The following is a 17,695-nucleotide window of genomic DNA, read 5'->3' as shown; positions in this document are numbered from 1 at the left end:
GGCGCGATGGATGCACCCGTTCCGGTGACGGTCGACCCGATCACGGTCGCGGTGGTGCAAGGTGCGCTCGAGAACATCGCCGTCGAGGTCGGCTACAAGCTGATGCGGATGGCCTATTCCTCCATCATCCGCGAGTCGGAGGATTTCGGCGCCGCGCTTGTGGACGAGCAGGGCAGGGGGCTTGCGGAAAGCGCGCAGTCCACGCCGCTGCAGTCGGGGCCGATCCCGGGCTACGTCAAACACGTGCTGAAGACGCTCGCCGCGCGCGGCGACACGGTTCGCCCCGGCGACGTGATCATGCACAATGACCCCTATGGAGGCGCGAGCCACGGCCCGGATGTCGCCTTCATCGTTCCGGTGTTCCACCGCGGCGAGCTCGTCGGCTTCTCCGCGACGACGGCGCATCACCTCGACATCGGCGCGCTGACGCCCGGCTCCTGCGGCATCGTGGATGCGATCGACGCCTATGCCGAGGGCCTGCAGTTCCGCGCCATCAAGGTCTATTCGGAAGGGGTACGGAACGAGGCGGTGTGGCAGATTCTGCGCGACAATATCCGCGCCTCGGACCTCGTGGTCGGCGACATGGAGGCGCAGGTCGCGGCGAGCCGGATCGGTGCCGAGCGTATGGCCGCGCTCGTCGAGCGGATCGGACTTCCGGCCTTCCGGGCGGCGTCGGCGGCCCTGATGGACCAGGCGGAGCGGATGATGCGCCAGGCGATCGCGCGCCTGCCCGAGGGCTCATGGCGTGCCGAGACCTTCATCGACGGCTATCTTGACGACCCCGATCCGTCCCGACGCGAGCTTCCGATTGTCGCGACCGTAACGAAACGCGGCGACGAGCTCATCGTCGATCTCACTGGCACCGCCCCGCAGGTTCCCGACCGGCCGATCAACATGCCGCTCGTCGGAACGGTCGATGTGGCGATCTGGCTCACCATCCGCTCAGTTCTGCTCGATACGGCCGTGCACGGCCACATTCCGGTCAACGAGGGGCTGACGCGGCCGATCACCATCGTCGCGCCGAAAGGGTGCCTCGCGAACCCCACCTTCCCCGCGCCCACCATCGCCCGCTTCTGCCCCGGTAACCAGCTCGCCGACACGGTGATGAAGGCGCTTGCCCAGGCCGTGCCTGGGCAGGTCTCTGCCGGGATCGGCAACCTCAAGGTGATCGCCTTCTCCGGGCTTCGCGGAGAGAAGCACTGGGTGCACATGGAGATCTTCGAGGGGGCCTACGGCGGCCGTGCCGATGCCGACGGCATGGACGCGGTGGACACGCTTTACGCCAACACGCGCAACAACCCGATCGAGGACATCGAGACGCACCTGCCGCTTCGCGTCGAGCGCTACGAGCTCCGGGAGGACAAGGTCGGGGCCGGAATGTTCCGCGGCGGCCTCGGCTCGGTCCGCGCCTTCCGGTTCCTGACGGATGGCGGCGCCTCGGTCGAGGGCGAGGGGCATCGATTCCGCCCTTGGGGCTTCGCCGGCGGCGAGGATGGGGAGACGGCTCGGCTCGAGATCTTGCGCGCCGATGGCACGCGGGAGGAGCTCCCGTCCAAGGTGCCGCACATGGCCGTGCGTTCGGGTGACCTCTTCATCTGCGAAGGACCTGCCGGGGGGGGATACGGCCCGCCGAAGCGGCGGGAGCCGGAGCGGGTGGCGGAGGATGTCGCCGACGGGCTGATCTCGGCGCTCACGGCGCGGGAACGGTTCGGTGTCGTGCTGACCGAGACCGGAGCGGTCGACCGCGCCGCGACGGAGGCGTTGCGACGTTCGTAGCCGGCGGCGGACGGCCGAGGTGCCGGCGAGCCCCGCAGCCGCCTTCTGCAACTGCCGCGGGGTGAGTTTGCCCGGCTTGGCCGATTGCGTGGAGGCGGCGAGACGGCCATGCTGCTGCCGGATGCGGACAGCGCGGTCCGTAGGGCAGTGTGGTCGGCCGATGGCGATAAGTCACCGAGGCGGGGTCGTTCCCGCGGGGCAGCTCGAACCGTTCGACGCAGCGGATGGCGGACGGCGTCACTCGCGCTAGCCTTGCCCCGATTGCCAGGGCCGAAGGTCGGCTCGCTCTGTCGTTCCGGGTTCGCGGCGGCCGGACCGTGATTGGCCGGTTCGAGCAGTCGGGGTGCCTGCGGGCGCGCCTTCCCCGCCCCGAGCGCGGCGCCTTCACGGGAGCGGTGACGATGAACACGGCGGGTGGCATCGCCTCGGGCGACCGGCTCGCGACATCGGTCGCGTGGGAGCGTGATGCTGCGGCCACGGTGTGCAGTTCGGCCGCCGAGCGCCTCTACCGCGCCCGCCCGGGCGAGGCGGCAGCCTTGGTTCGCACGCGGCTCGACATCGAAGAGGGGGCAATCGCCGAGTGGCTGCCGCAGGAGACGATCCTGTTCGACGGCGCGTGTCTTGATCGCAGCCTCTCCGTCACGCTTGCCGAAGGCGCCTCGTTCCTTGCGGTCGAGGCCCTGGTGTTCGGCCGCACCGCGCGTGGCGAGACGCTCCGCCGGGGGATGCTGCGTGACCGTATCGAGATCAGACGTGCGGGCAGGCTGGTGCACGCAGAAGCGATACGACTCGAGGGCGACATCGCAGGCCTGCTCGCACGACCGGCGGTCGCCGCCGGCGCGGCGGCGGTGGCCACCGTCCTCCGCGCTGGGCCTGGCGGAGAGGCGGCGCGGGATCGGCTTCGCCGCGCATTCGCCGGCCTTTCCGGTGCCGAAGCAGGGGCGTCGCTTCGCGAGGAGCTCACCATCGGAAGGATCGTCGCCCGCGATGGCGCGTCCCTTCGCTGCGCGCTCTTGGCGGCACTCGCAGCGCTGAGGCAGGATCGTCCCGTTCCTCGGGTCTGGCTTTGTTGAGGATCAACCGATGAATCTGTCGCCTCGCGAGAAGGACAAGCTGCTGATCTCCGTCGCCGCCATGGTGGCGCGGCGAAGGCTCGAGCGTGGGGTCAAGCTCAACCATCCGGAGGCGGTCGCCCTGATTACCGATTTCGTGCTCGAAGGAGCGCGGGACGGACGGTCGGTCGCCGACCTGATGGCAGCCGGTGCGACGGTGCTGTCGCGCGACCAGGTGATGGACGGAGTTGCGGAGATGATCCATGACGTGCAGGTGGAGGCGACCTTCCCGGACGGGACGAAGCTCGTCACCGTCCACCAGCCGATCCGCTGAAGGCGCGCGCGATGATCCCGGGCGAGATCATTCCGGCTGACGGCGAGATCGAGCTGAACGCCGGGCTGCCGCGCACCACGCTCACGGTCGCGAACACCGGCGACCGGCCGGTTCAGGTCGGCAGCCATTACCACTTCGCCGAGACCAACCCGGCGCTCGCCTTCGATCGCGCCGCCGCTCTCGGCAAGCGCCTCGACATCGCCTCGGGCACGGCAGTTCGTTTCGAGCCCGGCCAGAGCCGCGAGGTGACGCTCATCCCCTATCGCGGGGCGCGACGGGTGATCGGCTTCCGCCAGAGCGTCATGGGGCCGCTCGACCAGGGCTGAGGGAGGTAGACGATGGCGCGAATCACCCGGGCGGCCTATGCGGACATGTTCGGCCCGACGGTGGGCGACCGCGTTCGCCTCGCCGACACCGACCTGATCGTCGAGGTGGAGCAGGATTTCACGCTCTACGGCGAGGAGGTGAAGTTCGGCGGCGGCAAGGTGATTCGCGACGGCATGGGCCAGAGCCAGGCGAGCCGCTCCGAGGGCGCGGTCGATACGGTGATCACCAACGCGCTGATCATCGACCACTGGGGCATCGCGAAGGCGGATGTGGGCTTGCGCGACGGCCGGATCGCCGCGATCGGCAAGGCAGGGAACCCCGACATCCAGCCCGGTGTGACCATCGTGATCGGCCCCGGAACGGAGGTGATCGCGGGCGAAGGCAAGATCCTGACGGCCGGCGGCATCGACTGCCACATCCACTACATCTGCCCCCAGCAGGTGGAAGACGCGATCGCCTCGGGCATCACCACGATGATCGGGGGCGGAACGGGCCCGGCCACCGGCACCGCTGCGACAACCTGCACGCCCGGGCCGTGGCACATCTCACGCATGCTCGAGGCCGCGGAAGGCCTGCCGGTGAATCTCGGCTTCGCCGGCAAGGGCAACGCCTCCCGTCCGGCCGCGCTCGAGGAGATGATCCGCGCCGGCGCCTCCTGTCTCAAGCTGCATGAGGACTGGGGCTCGACACCCGCGGCGATCGACTGCTGTCTCGAGGTCGCCGATCGTCACGACGTCCAGGTGATGATCCACACCGACACGTTGAACGAGAGCGGGTTCGTCGAGGACACCATCGCCGCGTTCAAGGGCCGCACCATCCACGCCTTCCATACCGAGGGCGCGGGCGGGGGGCACGCGCCGGACATCATCCGTGTGGCCGGGCTGCCGAAGGTCATCCCCTCGAGCACCAACCCGACGCGTCCCTTCACCGTGAACACCATCGACGAGCATCTCGACATGCTGATGGTGTGCCACCACCTCGACGCCAACATCCCCGAGGATGTGGCCTTCGCCGAGAGCCGCATCCGGCGCGAGACGATCGCGGCCGAGGACATCCTGCACGACATAGGCGCGTTCTCGATCATCTCCTCCGACAGCCAGGCCATGGGGCGGGTCGGAGAGGTGCTGATCCGCACCTTCCAGACCGCGCACAAGATGAAGCTCCAGCGCGGCAGGCTTCCCGAGGAGACGGGAGACAACGACAATCTCCGCGTGCGCCGCTACATCGCCAAGGTGACGATCAACCCCGCGATCGCCCAAGGCATCTCCCATGTCGTCGGTTCGGTCGAGGTCGGCAAGCTCGCCGATCTCTGCCTCTGGAACCCGGCCTTCTTCGCCGTAAAGCCGGATCTCGTCATCAAGGGCGGCTCGATCATCCGCGCGGCGATGGGAGACCCAAACGCTTCGATCCCGACCCCGCAGCCGGTGCATGACCGGCCGATGTTCGCCGCCTTCGGCCGCGCCATCGGGTCGCACTGCATCACCTTCCTCTCCAACGCGGCGATGGAGGACGATGTCGGGGCGACGCTCGGGCTGAGGCGCATGCTCGTTGCGGTCGAGAACACGCGCGGCGGCATCGGCAAGCGCAGCATGGTTCTGAACGACGCCACCCCTAACATCGAGGTTGACCCCGAGACCTACGAGGTCCGGGCGGACGACGTTCTGCTCACCTGCGAGCCGGCGGCAGTGCTGCCAATGGCGCAGCGCTATTTCCTCTACTGAGCGGTGACCGTGACGCCGATGCGTCGCGCGACCGAGGTCCTGCTCGCGGGCACATGGCAGGGCGAGGCCGACGACACCGTGGTGCTCGACCATGACCGTCGGCACCGTCGCCGTATTCGCCTCACCACCTCTGGCGGCGCCTCCGTGCTGCTCGACCTGCCGCGTGCACATCGGCTTCGCGAGGGCGATGCGCTGCTCTGCGAGGACGGCGCGCGCATCTGCGTCCGTTCCGCTTCCGAGCCGCTCTTCGAGATCTCTGCGCCCGATCCGGCCGCTCTCGTGCGGATCGCCTGGCATCTCGGCAATCGCCACCTGCCGACCCAGCTCTGCGGCGACCGGCTTCGGATCCGTGAGGACCATGTGATCGCCGAGATGGTGCGCGGGCTCGGCGGGAGCGTCACCGCGATCTCCGCACCAATCGATCCGGAAGCCGGTGCGTATGCCGGGGGTCACCACCATCACCATCATCACGACGACGATCGTCACGATGATGAGCAGGCGACGGTTCCGATCGTGCTTGCCGGTGACCATGACCGCGGCGCCTGAGCGCATGGTTGAGAGCGCGCCGCTGTGGCGCCTTCTCCTGTGGTGCTCTCCCGCCTTTCCGGTGGGCTCCTTCTCGAATTCGCACGGGCTCGAATGGTCGGTCGAGGCGGGCGACGTGTCCGATCCGGCCAGCCTCACCGACTGGGTCGATGCGCTTCTCACGGCCGGCGCCGGATGGACGGACTCGGTGTTCCTCGCCCATGCCCACCGCGCCGCCGTGGCAGCAGATCGTGCCAGTCTCTCCGACCTCGCCGAGCAGGCCTCGGCCTTCGCCGCCTCGCACGAGCGCGAGGTCGAGATGCTCGCCCAAGGGGCGGCGTTCGCCCGCGCGCTCGCGGCCGGCTGGCCGGCGCTCGCGGCCGCTCTGCCGCAGGGCGACCGTCTTCCCTACGCCGTAGCATTCGGCGCCGCCTGCGGCGCCGCAGGCATTCCGCTTCGGACCGCCTTGGTCGCCCATCTTCAGGCCTTCGCCGGCATGGTCGTCTCGGCGGCCGTCCGGCTCGTCCCGCTCGGACAGAGCGACGCCCTGCGTGTCCTTGCCGCGCTCGAGCCGCTTGTCCACGCGGTCGCCGAGGCCGCTGCCGCCGCTCCGCTTAACGCCGTCGGCGGCGCGGCGTTCCGTTCCGACATCGCCGCGATGGCGCACGAGACCCAGTACACGAGGCTGTTCCGGACATGACACGATCACGCACAGGTGCCCTCCGCGTCGGCGTCGGCGGGCCGGTCGGCACCGGCAAGACAGCGCTGATGGATGCGCTCTGCAGGCGCTTCCGCGGCGTCTACGACATCGCGGCGATCACGAACGACATCTACACCAAGGAGGATGCCGAGTTTCTGACGCGCGCGGGGTCGCTTCCCCCCGAACGGATCCTCGGCATCGAGACCGGCGGCTGCCCGCACACGGCGATCCGCGAGGACGCCTCGATCAACCTCGCGGGGGTGGCCGAGATGACGCGTCGCTTCCCCGGGCTCGAGCTGATCCTGATCGAGAGCGGCGGAGACAATCTCGCCGCGACGTTCAACCCCGAACTCGCCGATCTCACGATCTACGTGATCGACGTCTCCGCCGGCGACAAGATCCCCCGCAAGGGGGGGCCAGGGATCACGCGCTCGGATCTGCTTGTGATCAACAAGATCGACCTCGCGCCTTACGTCGGCGCTTCGCTCGAAGTGATGGAGCGCGACGCGCGGCGGATGCGGGGTGACCGGCCCTTCGTGTTCACCAACATCCGTGCCGGCGAGGGGGTGGAGGAGGTGGCGCGCTTCATCGAGACGGAAGGCGGGCTTGCGGCCTGAGATGAGGGAGAGAAGGATGCGGACAAGGAGTGTTCCGGTAACGCTCACGGCTGTGCTCGCCGCCACGCCGGCGCTCGCCCATACCGGGCAGGAGCTCGGCGGTCTCGCGTCCGGGCTGATGCACCCGATCGGCGGGTTCGATCATCTCGAAGCGATGCTCGCGGTGGGGCTCTGGGCGGGGCTGGTCGGCGGAGCGCCGCGCTGGCTTGTGGCCGGCGAGCTTCGTCGCCGCGATGGTCTTCGGCGCGGCGGCTGGCTGGTCATGTGTCGCGTTCCCGGCCGTCGAGACGGCGATCGCGGCAAGCGTGCTGGTGCTCGGCGGGGCGATCGCCGCGGGCTGGTCGCCGGCGGTCGCGGTTGGGGCGCTTCTCATCGCCGCCTTCGGCCTCACCCATGGCTATGCGCACGGGGCCGAGATGCCGGGCGACTCCTTTCGCAGCGGCTATGCGGCCGGGTTCGTTGCGGGAACCACGCTTCTGCACGGCCTTGGGCTCGCGCTCGCGTCGGCGCTCGCGGCGTTCGGTGCGCGGAAGGCATCGAGGGTCGCCGGCGGGGCGCTCGCCTCGTTCGGCCTCGTGCTGCTCGCGGGCACGCTCGCCGGGTGAGCCGCGCTCAGGCGGCCGGGTCGAACCCGTTGGCGACCACGCCGCGCGGGGTGGCGAGCGCGTAAGGCCCGCGCGGCAGGAACCGGCCGCTTCCCGGCTCTGCCTGCACCGTTCCGTTGCGCATCACCACCTCGCCGCGGCGGATCGCGAGCACCGGCCAGCCGGTGACCTCCATGCCCTCGTAAGGCGTGTAGTCGATCGCATGGTGCATCAGCGCGTTGGTGAGCGTCACCTTGCGCGCAGGATCCCACAGCACGAGATCGGCATCCGCCCCGATTGCGATCGTTCCCTTGCCGGCAAGACCATAGAGGCGCGCCGGGTTGGTGGCGGTCAGCGCGACGAAGGCGTTCACGCTGATCCGCCCCTTCGCGACACCTTCGCTGAACACGATCGGCAGCCGCGCGGCGAGGCCCGGGATGCCGTTCGGGATGTCGCGGAATGGAACATCGCGCCCGTTCTGGCTCTTACCTGACGTGCCCTCATAGCTGTAGCCGCAATGGTCGGAGCTGATCACGTCAAGCACGCCGCGGCGGATCATGCCCCACATCCGCTCGTGCTCGGCCGCGTCGCGCGGAGACGGGCTGCACATGAACTTGGCGCCCTCGAAGCCGGGTCGGTCCATGTCGGCGGCGGTGAGGGTGAGGTATTGCGGGCAGGTCTCTCCCCACACCTTGAGCCCGCGCCCCTGGGCGCGGGCGATCTCCTCCGCAACCTCGGCGCAGGAGACGTGGAACACCTGGATCGGCGTGTCGACCAGCTCAGCGAGCGCGATGGCGCGATAGGTCGCCTCGCGCTCGACCACGGGCGGGCGCGACCAGGCATGGTACTTCGGCGCCGTGAGCCCGGCACGGAGCAGCGCCTCCGTCATAAATCCGATCGCCGCATAGTTCTCGCAGTGCACCGCGACCATCGCGCCAAGCCGTTTCGCTGCCGCAAGCACGCGCAGCATCTGCCGGTCATCGACGTGCAGCGGGTCGTAGGTCATGAACACCTTGAAGCTGCGGATACCGGAGGCGACGACCGCGGGCAGCTCCTTCTCGACCACCTCGTCGGTCGGGTCGGTGATGATCTGGTGCAGTGCGTAGTCGAGCATCGACGCCCGGGCGCGCCGGCGGTAGTCGTCGAGGGTCGGGCCGATCGGGCGGCCTTTGAACTGGCTTGCGAAGCAGATGACGCTGGTGGTGCCACCTGCGAAGGCGGAGGCCGAGGCCGTGACGAAACTGTCCTCGTGCACGGTGCCGTTCGGCTCGAGCTGCTCGATGTGGCAGTGCGTGTCCACGCCACCGGGCAGAACGAGCAGCCCGCCCGCGTCGATCACCCGCCCCTCGGGCGGCAGGTTGTCGGCGAGCGCCGCCACTTTTCCTGCGCGTATGCCGACATCGGCGCGCATCGTGTCGGTGGCCGTCACCACCGTGCCGCCGCGAACCACGAGATCGAACTCCGCCATCACCGCCGCTCCTTCCCGCCCGCTCTCAGAGAGAGAGCGCATCCATCGCTGCCGCCACACCGCCACGGCCATGCGGCACGCCGGCATCGGCGAGACTCATCTCCACGGCGGCGAGCGTGCCGAGGATCATCGGCTCGTTGAGGTCGCCAAGATGGCCGATGCGGAACACCCGCCCCCCAAGCCTGCCCAGGCCCCCGCCGAGCGACACGTTGTAGCGGCCGAAGGCCGCGCGCCGCACCGCTTCCGCGTCATGACCTTCGGGCATCAGGACCGCTGTGACGCTGTCGGAACATCGTTCCGGATCGATGCAGAAGAGCTCGGGCCCCTGATTGCCGGACCAGACGCGCACGGCGGCACGGACCGCTCCGGCGAGGCGTCGGTGGCGCGCCCAGACGGCCTCGAGCCCCTCCCCCTCGATGAGCCGCAGCGCCTCGGCGAGGCCATGGAACATCTGTGTAGGGATGGTGCCGACGAAGCTTCGGTGCCTGCGGCCGAGCATCACAGACCAGTCAAGATAGTGCCGCGGCAGCCGCGCGACGCGGTGCGCCGCCATCGCCTTCTCGCTGACGGCGGTGAAGCTGATCCCGGTCGGCAGCATCAGCCCCTTCTGGCTTCCGCCGACCGTGAGGTCGATCCCCCACGCGTCCATCGCATAGGGGAGGGAGGCGAGAGAGGAGATCGTGTCGGAGAGCAACAGGGCGGGGTGGCCCGTCTCGTCGAGCGCGGCGCGAACCTCGCGGATCGGCAGGGTGACGCCGGTCGAGGTCTCGTTATGGACGGTGCACACCGCCTTGAACCGATGCGCCGTGTCGGCGGCAAGCGCCGCCTTCACCGCCTCGATCTGCGCGCCGCGGCGCCACTCCGCCGGGACAATGACGACTTCGAGGCCGAACTTCCGCGCCATCTCCGTCCAGCTCTCGCTGAAATAGCCGCTCTCGAGCATCAGAAGCGTGTCGCCCGGCGAGAACAGGTTGACGAGGCTCGCTTCCCACGCACCGTGCCCGGAGGCGGCATACATGAAGACGTGGCCGTCCGTGCCGATCACCCGCTTGAGCCTGCGCACGCAGTCCTCGAACAGGGCGATGAAGCTCTCCTCCATGAAGTCCTGCGAGGGGCGGTCGATCGCGCGGAGGATGCTGTCGGGGATGTTGGTGGGGCCTGGGTTGGCGAAGAAGGTTCGGCCGCGCGGCGTCACTGACAAGGGTTCGTCTCCGGATCGGTTCGGGATCGATCAGCCCCAGAGCCCCGGTTCGGGCGGGTGGACGAGGCTCCTCTCGTAGCGCAGGCCCGGGCTTCGGTCGCGCGCGAGAAGAAGCGGGCCGTCGATGTCGACGAACGCCGCGCCTTGCGCGACGAGATGCGCCGGCGCCATCGCGAGCGATGAGGCGAGCATGCAGCCGACCATGACGCGCAAGCCCGCCGCCTCCGCCGCTGCGCGGAGCCGCAGCGCCTCCGTCAGCCCGCCCGTCTTGTCGAGCTTGATGTTGATCACCTGGTAGAGGCCGACGAGGCGTGGCAGCGTTGCGGTGTCGTGGCAGCTCTCGTCGGCGCCGAGCGGCAGCGGGAACGGGACGCCGCGCAGCGCCTCGTCTGCTTCGGCGTGGAGCGGCTGCTCCAGGAGCTCCACACCGGCCTCCGCCAGCGCGGGCGCGAGCGCGACCGCCGCCTCCAGGGTCAGCGCCTCATTCGCATCGACGATGATCCGTGCCTTGGGCGCGTTGGCGCGCACGGCGGCGACTCGGTCGGCATCTTCTTCGTCCCCGGTGAGTTTCAGCTTGAGAAGCGGCCGGTCGGCCGCTTCGGCGGCCGCGCGGCCCATCGCCTCGGGCGTATCGACCGAGAGGGTGAAGGCGGTCGTCACCGGTTCGGGTTCGGGCAGGCCGGCGAGCTCCCACACGCGCCGTCCTGCCTGTTTCGCCTCGAGGTCCCAAAGCGCGCAGTCGACGGCATTCCGGGCCGCGCCCGGGCGCATTGCCCGCTGCAGGCCCTCCCGCTCGAGCCCGCCCGCGATCGCAGGGCCGATCGCGGCGATGGCGCGGGCGACCTCGTCGACCGTTTCGCCATAGCGGGCATAGGGCGTGCACTCGCCGCGCCCGACCACGTCGCCGTCGGCGATCTCGCACACGAGAATGCGCGCCTCGGTGCGCGCGCCGCGGCTGATGCGGAAGGTGCCGCGGATCGGGAACACCTCCTCGCGCACCGTCAGAAGCCTGGGCACGCCGTCACATCCCCTTCAGGACGGAGACGATCGGGCCGCAGCCGGTGCGGGCCGGGTCGATCGTCGGCAGACCGAAACGGTCCGCCGTGCGCGCGATCTCCGCCATCGCCGCGGCCTCGTCCAGGCGCGAGGTGTTGAGGCTGATGCCGACCACCTTCGCCCTCGGGTTGGTGACGCGCGCGCAGGCCTCATGCGCCTCGATCGTCTCGGCGATGCCGGGAACCGGCCGGTCGCCGAGGCCGCGCATGGTCGGCCTGGTGGGGTCGTGCACCATCACCATCGCGTCGGGCTGAGCGCCCATCACGAGGCCGACCGTCACGCCCGCATAGGACGGGTGAAGCACGGTTGCCTGGCCCTCGATGACATCCCAGTGGTCGGGGTCATTGGCCGGGCAGAGCGTCTCGACCGCGCCGGCGATGAAGTCCGCCACCACCGCATCGAGCGGGATGCCGGAGCCGGCGATCAGGATCCCGGTCTGGCCCGTGGCGCGGAAGGTGGCCGCCATGCCGGCTGCCTTCATCTCGCGCTCGAGCGCAAGTGCTGTGTACATCTTGCCGATCGAGCAGTCGGTGCCGACGGTGAGCACGCGCTTGCCCGGGCGGCGAAGCCCGGTGCCGACGGGAAAGGGGCCGTGCGGCGTGCGCACGTCGTGGATGGCGCGGTGGAACAGCGAGGCCGCCTCGCGCACGGCCGGAAGGTCGGCCACCCGGTCATGTAGTCCGGAGGCGATGTCGAGGCCGAGCTCGAGCGCGCGCAGCATCAGCTGCTGCCAGGCCTCGTTGATCCGCCCGCCGCGCGTCGTCGTGCCGATCAGGAATGTCTTCGCGCCCGCCGCGGCCGCCTCTTCGAGCGTCAGGTCGGGAAGCCCGGCATCGGCCTGGCATCCGGGCAGGCGGAGCTGGCCCACGCACAGCTCGCGACGCCATTCGGCGATCGCCACCCCGGTCTTGGCCGCGAGCTGGTCATGCGCATCGCCGAGGAAGATCAGATAGGGAGTGCGGATCTGCAGCACGCGGAACCTCCAGCATTCGACCGGCCGGGAGGCTAGACGCTGCCGCGTCGCGATGCCAGCGTCCCCCCGTCAGTCTCGAGGGAGGGGCCTATGGCTGGAACGCGGGATGGGGCTGTGGCGCGGGCCTTGGCAGTCTTCGACGGCGGTGGCTTCCGCGAGACGCTCGCTGAGCTGGTCGCCATCCCCTCGACGAGCCAGGAGGAGGCGCACCGGCCCGACCTCGACCGCTATCTCGGCGCGCTCCAGCGCTGGCTCGAACGCCTCGGCTTCGCGGTGACGATCCATCCCAATCCGCTGCCAGGGCTCGGGCCGATCCTCGTCGGCCTGCGCCACGAGGGCGAGGGGCTTCCGACCGTCATCACCTACGGCCACGGAGACACAGTGCGCGGCCTTGCCGAGCAGTGGCGCGACGGGCTCGAGCCGTGGCGTCTCGTCGAGCGCGATAGCCGCTGGTACGGCCGCGGAACGGCGGACAACAAGGGCCAGCATGCGCTGAATCTCGCCGCGCTCGAGGCCGTTCTCGCCGAGCGAGGCGGGCGTCTTGGCTTCAACCTCAAAGTCGTGATCGAGACGGCGGAGGAGCGCGGCTCGCAGGGCCTGCGCGCATTCGTCGAAGCGAATCGCGCGCGTCTTGCGGCCGATGTGCTGATCGGCTCCGACGGCCCGCGGGTGATGCCGGACGTGCCGACCATCTGCACCGGCACGCGCGGCACGTTCCACTTCGACCTCGCGGTTCGGCTCCGCTCGGGTGGGGTGCATTCCGGCCACTGGGGCGGGTTGACGCGCGACCCGGCAATCATCCTCGCGCATGCGCTTGCCGCCATCATGGACCGGAACGGGCGTATCCTCGTCCCTGGCTGGACACCCGCAGGCGGCATGCCCCCTTCGGTGAAGGCGGCTCTCGCCGGCTGCCCGCTCGGCGGCGGCGGCGAGGCGGCAACGATCGACCCGGGCTGGGGCGAGCCCGGGCTGACGCCCGCCGAGAAGGTCTATGGCTGGAACAGCTTCATCGTGCTCGCGCTTCTCTCGGGCAAGCCCGACGGGCCGGTCAACGCGGTCGCCCCCGATGCGTGGGCGCACTGCCAGATCCGCTACACGGTCGACACCGACCCGGCCGCGTTCGAGCCCGCACTGCGCCGCCACCTCGATGCGCACGGGTTCACCGAGGTGCGCATCGAACGCCCCGGCGTGCGTATGCCCGCAAGCCGAACCGACCCTGACCACCCCTGGGTTCGGTTCGTGTCGGGTTCGATCGCGCGCACCCTGGGTTGCCCGCCGCAGGTGATCCCAAACAGCTCGGGCGGCCTGCCCGGGGACGTGTTCGTCGACCATCTTGGGGTGCCGCTCGTCTGGATCCCGCACAGCTATACCGGGTGCAAGCAGCACGGGCCGGACGAGCACGTGATCCCGGCGACACTGCGCGAGGGGCTTGCGCTGATGGCCGGGCTTTGGTGGGACCTCGGCGAGGGGACGACCCCGCGCTGACGCGGCGCGCTGCCCGCGCCGGCCTCGCGCTCAAGCGCCGACGAATCCCTGGGCGAGCGAGCCCGAGACGAGGCGCCATCCGTCCACGAGCACGAAGAAGATCAGCTTGAACGGCAGCGACACGACGGTGGGCGGCAGCATCATCATGCCCATGCTCATCAGCACCGAGGCGACGACGAGGTCGATCACCAGGAACGGGATGAACAGCAAAAAGCCGATCTCGAAGGCACGGCGGAGCTCGCCCACGAGGAAGGCGGGGATGAGCGCGCGCCACGGCGTGGCGTCCGGCGAAGGGGGCGGGGGAAGCCGGGCGAGGTCGAGGAACAGCGAAAGGTCGCTCTCGCGCAGATTGGCGAGCATGAAGGCGCGGAACGGCTCGGCGGCGAGCCGCATGCCCTCGAGCTCGGACACACGCCCTTCCGTCATCGGCAGGATCCCCTGCACCCAGGACGCCTCAAAGGCCGGCTGCATGACGAAGAAGGTCAGGAACAGCGCAAGCCCGATCAGCACCATGTTCGGCGGCGTGCCCTGCGTGCCGAGAGCGGAACGAAGCAGGCTGAGCACGATCACGATCCGCGCGAAGGACGTGACCATCACGAGCAGCGAGGGAGCAAGCGAGAGGAGCGCGATCAGCGCCGTGAGCTGGATCAGCCGCGTCGCGGCCGAGCCGTCTGCCGCCTCGCCGAGGTCGATCGTGACGCTCTGCGCCAGCGCCGCGGAGGGCATGAGGAGAAGGGCGATCGCGACCAGGAGGCGCATCATGCGCGGTCTCCGGTCGTGGCGGCGCCGGGCGGCTGGGCCCGGGGCGGCGTGACCCAGCCGACCACCTGGTCGCTCTCTCCGCCGACGAGCAGGAGCGCCTCGGCCTGGTCGATGCGCGCGAGCACGAGCCGACGCCGCGGGTCGAGCGCGACGGTCTCGATCACGGCGAGCCGCCGCCCCGGCCGCGCCGCGGCGGCAAGACCACTGCGTCGCGCAATCGCCGCAGCGAGCAGGATCGCGCCGATGGTCGCCGCGAGGGCGGCGATCGCGAGCGGAACGGTCGAGAGAGCGTCCATGTCTGCGCTGGCCTTCTGCCACGTGCGTGAGGGGGAGTGCGTCAGCGGAGCGGCGGGTAGCGCTCCATCGCGCGTTCGAGGTCGTCGATCTGGGCGAGAAGGTCGGCAAGCGGGGTTGCCATCTCGCGCCCCTCGGCGCGGGGCAGCGCCACCGCCTCGGCGCAGAGGTCTCCGACCTCGCGATCGAGCCCGGAGAGATCGACCGCAAGCCCCGACTGGACCAGCACGCGCGCGAGCGCGAGAGCGTCGGCAAGCCGCCCGAGCGCAGCCGTGATGGCCGCCGCCCCGCCCTCACCCGACTCCGGTGTCTCCATGGCCCTCTCCGGCAAGAGATCCGCCGCGCCGCCGCATGCGGCCGCGCGCAGGATCTGACCAGCGCGAGGTTAGCGGCCGATTAAGCGCGCCCGCATGTCGGCGTTGACGCTCCGTTCACCTTTGCCCGCGAGAACATAGCAAGGCGTGCCACGGCGGGCGCGCGGGAAGCGGGGTCGGGATGGATTTCGGACGGCTGGATGTCCTGAAGCTCGCGCAGCGGCGGCTCGACTGGCTCGACCGGCGCCAGCAGGTGATCGCGCAGAACATCGCCAATGCCGACACGCCAGGCTATGCCGCGCGCGACGTGCAGCCCTTCGCAAGGATGCTTGCGCGCACAGGCGCCGGCGCGGTGGCCATGGCGCGCACCGCACCGCAGCACATGCTGCCCTCCTCGGCCGCCGCAGCCGCCGGGCGGCCGGAGCGTCTCGCTCAGGAGCGCACCCATGACGGCAACGCGGTGCGGCTCGAGCAGGAGCTCGCCCGCGCCGCCGAGACCGAGACCCAGCACGAGCTCGCCATCGGCCTCTACCGCAAGTATCTCGGCCTGTTCCGGCTCGCTCTCGGGCGCGGCTGAGGCGGCGGTTCGAAACGTGGTGGAAAGGTTTCGCCCCCATGATGCGGAGAACCGCCGCGGTGCATGGCGGGCACGGAGGACAGCATGGACCTCTTCAAGGCGCTGAGGATCTCCGCAAGCGGCATGGACGCGCAGTCGCTCAGGCTGCGGGTCGTGGCGGAAAACCTCGCCAACCGCGATACCACGGCGACGACGCCGGAGGGAGAGCCCTACCGGCGCAAGACCGTGACCTTCGAGAACCGGCTCGACCGTGCCCTCGGCGTCGAGACGGTGCGCGTCAAGCAGGTCGGGCGTGACCGGAGCGGTTTCGGCACGCGGTATGAGCCGGGCCACCCGGCGGCGGACGACAAGGGCTACGTGAAGGTGCCGAACGTGAACAGCTTCATCGAGATGATGGACATGCGCGAGGCGCAGCGCGCCTTCAGCGCCAATCTCGCCGTGCTCGAGGTGACGCGTGGGATGCTGACCCGCGCCATCGAGCTGTTGCGCTGACGGCGGCCGCCATGGGCTCAATCCCGGCAGCGACGGCCGCCTCACGCTATGCGGCCACCGCGCTCGGCCAGCCCGGGGACGGAACGCCCGCCGCTTCGGGCGAGGGGGCGCAGGCGAGCGGCTTCGGAGCGCTGCTCGAGCGGGCGATGTCGGCGACCGTCGAGGCGGCCAAGGCGTCCGACCGCGCCGCGATGGAGGCGATCGCAGGCGGCGGCGACATCACCTCCGTCGTCACCGCTGTCGCGCGCGCCGAGCTTGCCCTGCAGACGACGGTCGCGATCCGCGACCGGGTGATCCAGGCCTACCAGGACGTGATGCGCATGCCGATCTGACGGCAGAAGCCGTCGCACCCTCCGGCCCAGAAGGGGTAGGGAGATGACCGACCAGGACGTGCTCTCGCTCGTGCGCGAGGGCTTGTGGGTGACGATCCTCGCGGCTGGGCCGCTGATGGCCGCGGCACTCATCGTCGGGCTCGCGGTGTCGCTCCTGCAGGCGCTGACGCAGGTCAACGAGGCCTCGCTCGTGTTCGTGCCGAAGGTGATCGCGGTCGCGGTGGTGGCCGCCTTCGCCGCGCCTTTCATCGGCGGCACGGTCGGTGCCTTCGCGGAACGGCTGTTCGACCGGATCGTCGCGGTCGGCGGCGGCGGCTTCTGAGGCGATGCTCGACCCGGCCGAGCTTCCCGGTCTCCTGCCGGCCTGGACCTTCGGCTTTCTGCTTGTGGTCTGCCGGATCGGCGCGGCCGTGCTCGCGCTTCCTGCCTTCGGCGAGGCGGAGGTTCCGGTGACGGTGAAGGCGGCGATCGCTCTCGCCTTCGCGGCGATCGTCTGGCCGGCGGTGTCATCCGGCCTGCCGCCGCCGCCCGCGGACGCCGCGCGGGCGATGCTGCTCGTGGTCACCGAGTGCCTCATCGGCCTCTGGATCGGGCTGCTCGCGCGGATCATCGTGCTCGCTCTCCCCGTCGCCGCCCAGTTCGTCGGCTTCCTGCTCGGCCTCTCCTCGGCCGTGCTGTTCGACCCCGCCTTCGGCGCCACCGGCACGGCGCTCGCGCGCCTCCTGGGGCTCGGCGCGATCGTGACCCTGTTCGCCACCGGCCTGCATGCGCTGCCGCTCGCGGCGCTGGCCGGCTCCTATGCCGTCCTGCCGGCCGGCGCTGTCTTCCCGGCCGAAGCGGCGGCGGAGGCGGCGGTGCGCGCGGCGGCGGCGAGCTTCGGCCTCGGCTTCCAGCTCGCCGGCCCCTTCGTGCTCGCGGCGATCGTGTTCCAGCTCGCGCTCGGGGTGATGTCGCGGATCGTTCCGCAGATGCAGGTCTATTTCGTCGCGATGCCGGCCCAGATCATCGGCGGTCTCGCGCTGATGGCGCTGCTTGCGGGAGCGCTGCTCGGCGCCTGGGCCGAGGTGGTGCGCGAGCATTTCACCGGCCTGCCGGGGCTCTGACC

Annotated in this window: 22 protein-coding genes and 1 pseudogene; 16 read left to right on the top strand and 7 right to left on the bottom strand. The window is 70.3% G+C overall.

Translation table 11 applies throughout. The features are described from left to right. The first annotated feature begins 6 nt into the window (after positions 1–6). The 10 genes and pseudogenes from KO353_RS04085 (at position 7) to KO353_RS04040 (ending at position 7,657) form a co-directional block, all read left to right on the top strand. Positions 7–1,776: a hydantoinase B/oxoprolinase family protein gene (locus tag KO353_RS04085; RefSeq protein WP_218286475.1), complete on the top strand. Its 1,770-nt coding sequence runs from the start codon at positions 7–9 to the stop codon at positions 1,774–1,776. Between the two features lie 401 nt (positions 1,777–2,177). Further along, the gene (locus KO353_RS04080; protein ID WP_218286474.1) at positions 2,178–2,849 is read left to right on the top strand and encodes an urease accessory protein UreD; all 672 of its coding nucleotides are present in this window, start codon (positions 2,178–2,180) and stop codon (positions 2,847–2,849) included. Between the two features lie 10 nt (positions 2,850–2,859). Then, a complete protein-coding gene (locus KO353_RS04075; RefSeq protein WP_218286473.1) occupies positions 2,860–3,162 on the top strand; it encodes an urease subunit gamma in 303 nt (100 codons plus the stop codon). Between the two features lie 11 nt (positions 3,163–3,173). After that, positions 3,174–3,488 (top strand): urease subunit beta, encoded by a 315-nt coding sequence (locus KO353_RS04070; protein ID WP_218286472.1) that lies wholly within the window; start codon positions 3,174–3,176, stop codon positions 3,486–3,488. 12 nt (positions 3,489–3,500) lie between these two features. Further along, positions 3,501–5,210, top strand: a complete 1,710-nt coding sequence (gene ureC / locus KO353_RS04065; protein WP_218286471.1) for an urease subunit alpha — start codon at positions 3,501–3,503, stop codon at positions 5,208–5,210. An 18-nt stretch (positions 5,211–5,228) separates the two neighbouring features. Beyond that, positions 5,229–5,756 (top strand): urease accessory protein UreE, encoded by a 528-nt coding sequence (ureE, locus tag KO353_RS04060; protein WP_218287255.1) that lies wholly within the window; start codon positions 5,229–5,231, stop codon positions 5,754–5,756. Then, positions 5,740–6,435, top strand: coding sequence for an urease accessory protein UreF (locus KO353_RS04055; RefSeq protein WP_218286470.1), 696 nt, complete (start codon positions 5,740–5,742; stop codon positions 6,433–6,435). Before ureE ends, KO353_RS04055 begins: the two co-directional genes overlap by 17 nt. Then, positions 6,432–7,052, top strand: a complete 621-nt coding sequence (ureG, locus tag KO353_RS04050) for an urease accessory protein UreG (protein WP_218286469.1) — start codon at positions 6,432–6,434, stop codon at positions 7,050–7,052. The genes KO353_RS04055 and ureG overlap by 4 nt, the downstream gene beginning before the upstream one ends. Before the next feature lies 1 nt (position 7,053). Further along, positions 7,054–7,206 (top strand): annotated as a pseudogene (locus KO353_RS16990) (HupE/UreJ family protein); the annotation flags it as partial. A gap of 52 nt (positions 7,207–7,258) precedes the next feature. Next, positions 7,259–7,657: a HupE/UreJ family protein gene (locus tag KO353_RS04040; protein ID WP_218286468.1), complete on the top strand. Its 399-nt coding sequence runs from the start codon at positions 7,259–7,261 to the stop codon at positions 7,655–7,657. A gap of 7 nt (positions 7,658–7,664) precedes the next feature. On the opposite strand, the gene hydA is transcribed toward KO353_RS04040, so the two are convergent. The 4 genes from hydA to dgcN are packed head-to-tail and all read right to left on the bottom strand — an operon-like array spanning position 7,665 to position 12,334. Next, positions 7,665–9,146, bottom strand: a complete 1,482-nt coding sequence (gene hydA, locus KO353_RS04035; protein ID WP_235692019.1) for a dihydropyrimidinase — start codon at positions 9,144–9,146, stop codon at positions 7,665–7,667. Then, positions 9,130–10,299 (bottom strand): pyridoxal-phosphate-dependent aminotransferase family protein, encoded by a 1,170-nt coding sequence (locus tag KO353_RS04030; RefSeq protein WP_218287253.1) that lies wholly within the window; start codon positions 10,297–10,299, stop codon positions 9,130–9,132. The genes hydA and KO353_RS04030 overlap by 17 nt, the downstream gene beginning before the upstream one ends. A gap of 36 nt (positions 10,300–10,335) precedes the next feature. Then, complete coding sequence (gene dgcA, locus KO353_RS04025; protein WP_218286467.1) at positions 10,336–11,322, bottom strand: N-acetyl-D-Glu racemase DgcA; 987 nt, start codon at positions 11,320–11,322, stop codon at positions 10,336–10,338. A 4-nt stretch (positions 11,323–11,326) separates the two neighbouring features. Then, positions 11,327–12,334 (bottom strand): N-acetyltransferase DgcN, encoded by a 1,008-nt coding sequence (gene dgcN, locus KO353_RS04020; RefSeq protein WP_328774500.1) that lies wholly within the window; start codon positions 12,332–12,334, stop codon positions 11,327–11,329. 90 nt (positions 12,335–12,424) lie between these two features. Here dgcN and KO353_RS04015 point away from each other — a divergent pair, with 90 nt between their 5' ends. Next, a complete protein-coding gene (locus tag KO353_RS04015; protein ID WP_218286466.1) occupies positions 12,425–13,819 on the top strand; it encodes a M20/M25/M40 family metallo-hydrolase in 1,395 nt (464 codons plus the stop codon). Between the two features lie 30 nt (positions 13,820–13,849). Here KO353_RS04015 and fliP read toward each other — a convergent pair whose 3' ends face one another. The 3 genes from fliP to KO353_RS04000 are packed head-to-tail and all read right to left on the bottom strand — an operon-like array spanning position 13,850 to position 15,191. Then, positions 13,850–14,581, bottom strand: coding sequence for a flagellar type III secretion system pore protein FliP (gene fliP, locus KO353_RS04010; protein ID WP_218286465.1), 732 nt, complete (start codon positions 14,579–14,581; stop codon positions 13,850–13,852). Further along, positions 14,578–14,877, bottom strand: coding sequence for a flagellar biosynthetic protein FliO (locus KO353_RS04005; RefSeq protein ID WP_218286464.1), 300 nt, complete (start codon positions 14,875–14,877; stop codon positions 14,578–14,580). Before KO353_RS04005 ends, fliP begins: the two co-directional genes overlap by 4 nt. Before the next feature lie 41 nt (positions 14,878–14,918). After that, positions 14,919–15,191: a hypothetical protein gene (locus KO353_RS04000; RefSeq protein ID WP_218286463.1), complete on the bottom strand. Its 273-nt coding sequence runs from the start codon at positions 15,189–15,191 to the stop codon at positions 14,919–14,921. Between the two features lie 179 nt (positions 15,192–15,370). Between KO353_RS04000 and flgB the strand changes: the two genes are divergently transcribed. From flgB to KO353_RS03975, 5 genes are all read left to right on the top strand, one after another. After that, positions 15,371–15,766, top strand: a complete 396-nt coding sequence (flgB, locus tag KO353_RS03995; RefSeq protein WP_218286462.1) for a flagellar basal body rod protein FlgB — start codon at positions 15,371–15,373, stop codon at positions 15,764–15,766. Positions 15,767–15,850: 84 nt separating this feature from the next. After that, on the top strand, positions 15,851–16,258 hold the full coding sequence (flgC, locus tag KO353_RS03990; RefSeq protein WP_218286461.1) for a flagellar basal body rod protein FlgC: 408 nt from the start codon (positions 15,851–15,853) through the stop codon (positions 16,256–16,258). Positions 16,259–16,269: 11 nt separating this feature from the next. Continuing rightward, positions 16,270–16,590 (top strand): flagellar hook-basal body complex protein FliE, encoded by a 321-nt coding sequence (locus KO353_RS03985; protein ID WP_218286460.1) that lies wholly within the window; start codon positions 16,270–16,272, stop codon positions 16,588–16,590. Between the two features lie 43 nt (positions 16,591–16,633). Then, positions 16,634–16,912, top strand: a complete 279-nt coding sequence (gene fliQ / locus KO353_RS03980) for a flagellar biosynthesis protein FliQ (RefSeq protein WP_218286459.1) — start codon at positions 16,634–16,636, stop codon at positions 16,910–16,912. A 4-nt stretch (positions 16,913–16,916) separates the two neighbouring features. Further along, a complete protein-coding gene (locus KO353_RS03975) occupies positions 16,917–17,693 on the top strand; it encodes a flagellar biosynthetic protein FliR (RefSeq protein ID WP_218286458.1) in 777 nt (258 codons plus the stop codon). Positions 17,694–17,695: the final 2 nt, after the last annotated feature.

The sequence above is a fragment of the Elioraea tepida genome, from assembly GCF_019203965.1.
GTDB lineage: Bacteria > Pseudomonadota > Alphaproteobacteria > Acetobacterales > Acetobacteraceae > Elioraea_A > Elioraea_A tepida.
This window is presented reverse-complemented; position numbering and strand designations above follow the sequence as displayed.

Coding starts and splice junctions, on each gene's coding strand:
- ureE (WP_218287255.1), top strand. CDS start 5,229: ATGCGTCGCGCGACCGAGGTCCTGCTCGCGGGCACATGGCAGGGCGAG.
- KO353_RS04000 (WP_218286463.1), bottom strand. CDS start 15,191: ATGGAGACACCGGAGTCGGGTGAGGGCGGGGCGGCGGCCATCACGGCT.
- ureC (WP_218286471.1), top strand. CDS start 3,501: ATGGCGCGAATCACCCGGGCGGCCTATGCGGACATGTTCGGCCCGACG.
- fliP (WP_218286465.1), bottom strand. CDS start 14,581: ATGATGCGCCTCCTGGTCGCGATCGCCCTTCTCCTCATGCCCTCCGCG.
- KO353_RS04085 (WP_218286475.1), top strand. CDS start 7: ATGGATGCACCCGTTCCGGTGACGGTCGACCCGATCACGGTCGCGGTG.
- flgB (WP_218286462.1), top strand. CDS start 15,371: ATGGATTTCGGACGGCTGGATGTCCTGAAGCTCGCGCAGCGGCGGCTC.
- fliQ (WP_218286459.1), top strand. CDS start 16,634: ATGACCGACCAGGACGTGCTCTCGCTCGTGCGCGAGGGCTTGTGGGTG.
- ureG (WP_218286469.1), top strand. CDS start 6,432: ATGACACGATCACGCACAGGTGCCCTCCGCGTCGGCGTCGGCGGGCCG.
- hydA (WP_235692019.1), bottom strand. CDS start 9,146: ATGCGCTCTCTCTCTGAGAGCGGGCGGGAAGGAGCGGCGGTGATGGCG.
- KO353_RS04055 (WP_218286470.1), top strand. CDS start 5,740: ATGACCGCGGCGCCTGAGCGCATGGTTGAGAGCGCGCCGCTGTGGCGC.
- KO353_RS04075 (WP_218286473.1), top strand. CDS start 2,860: ATGAATCTGTCGCCTCGCGAGAAGGACAAGCTGCTGATCTCCGTCGCC.
- KO353_RS04070 (WP_218286472.1), top strand. CDS start 3,174: ATGATCCCGGGCGAGATCATTCCGGCTGACGGCGAGATCGAGCTGAAC.
- KO353_RS04080 (WP_218286474.1), top strand. CDS start 2,178: ATGAACACGGCGGGTGGCATCGCCTCGGGCGACCGGCTCGCGACATCG.
- KO353_RS04005 (WP_218286464.1), bottom strand. CDS start 14,877: ATGGACGCTCTCTCGACCGTTCCGCTCGCGATCGCCGCCCTCGCGGCG.
- flgC (WP_218286461.1), top strand. CDS start 15,851: ATGGACCTCTTCAAGGCGCTGAGGATCTCCGCAAGCGGCATGGACGCG.
- KO353_RS04015 (WP_218286466.1), top strand. CDS start 12,425: ATGGCTGGAACGCGGGATGGGGCTGTGGCGCGGGCCTTGGCAGTCTTC.
- KO353_RS03975 (WP_218286458.1), top strand. CDS start 16,917: ATGCTCGACCCGGCCGAGCTTCCCGGTCTCCTGCCGGCCTGGACCTTC.
- KO353_RS03985 (WP_218286460.1), top strand. CDS start 16,270: ATGGGCTCAATCCCGGCAGCGACGGCCGCCTCACGCTATGCGGCCACC.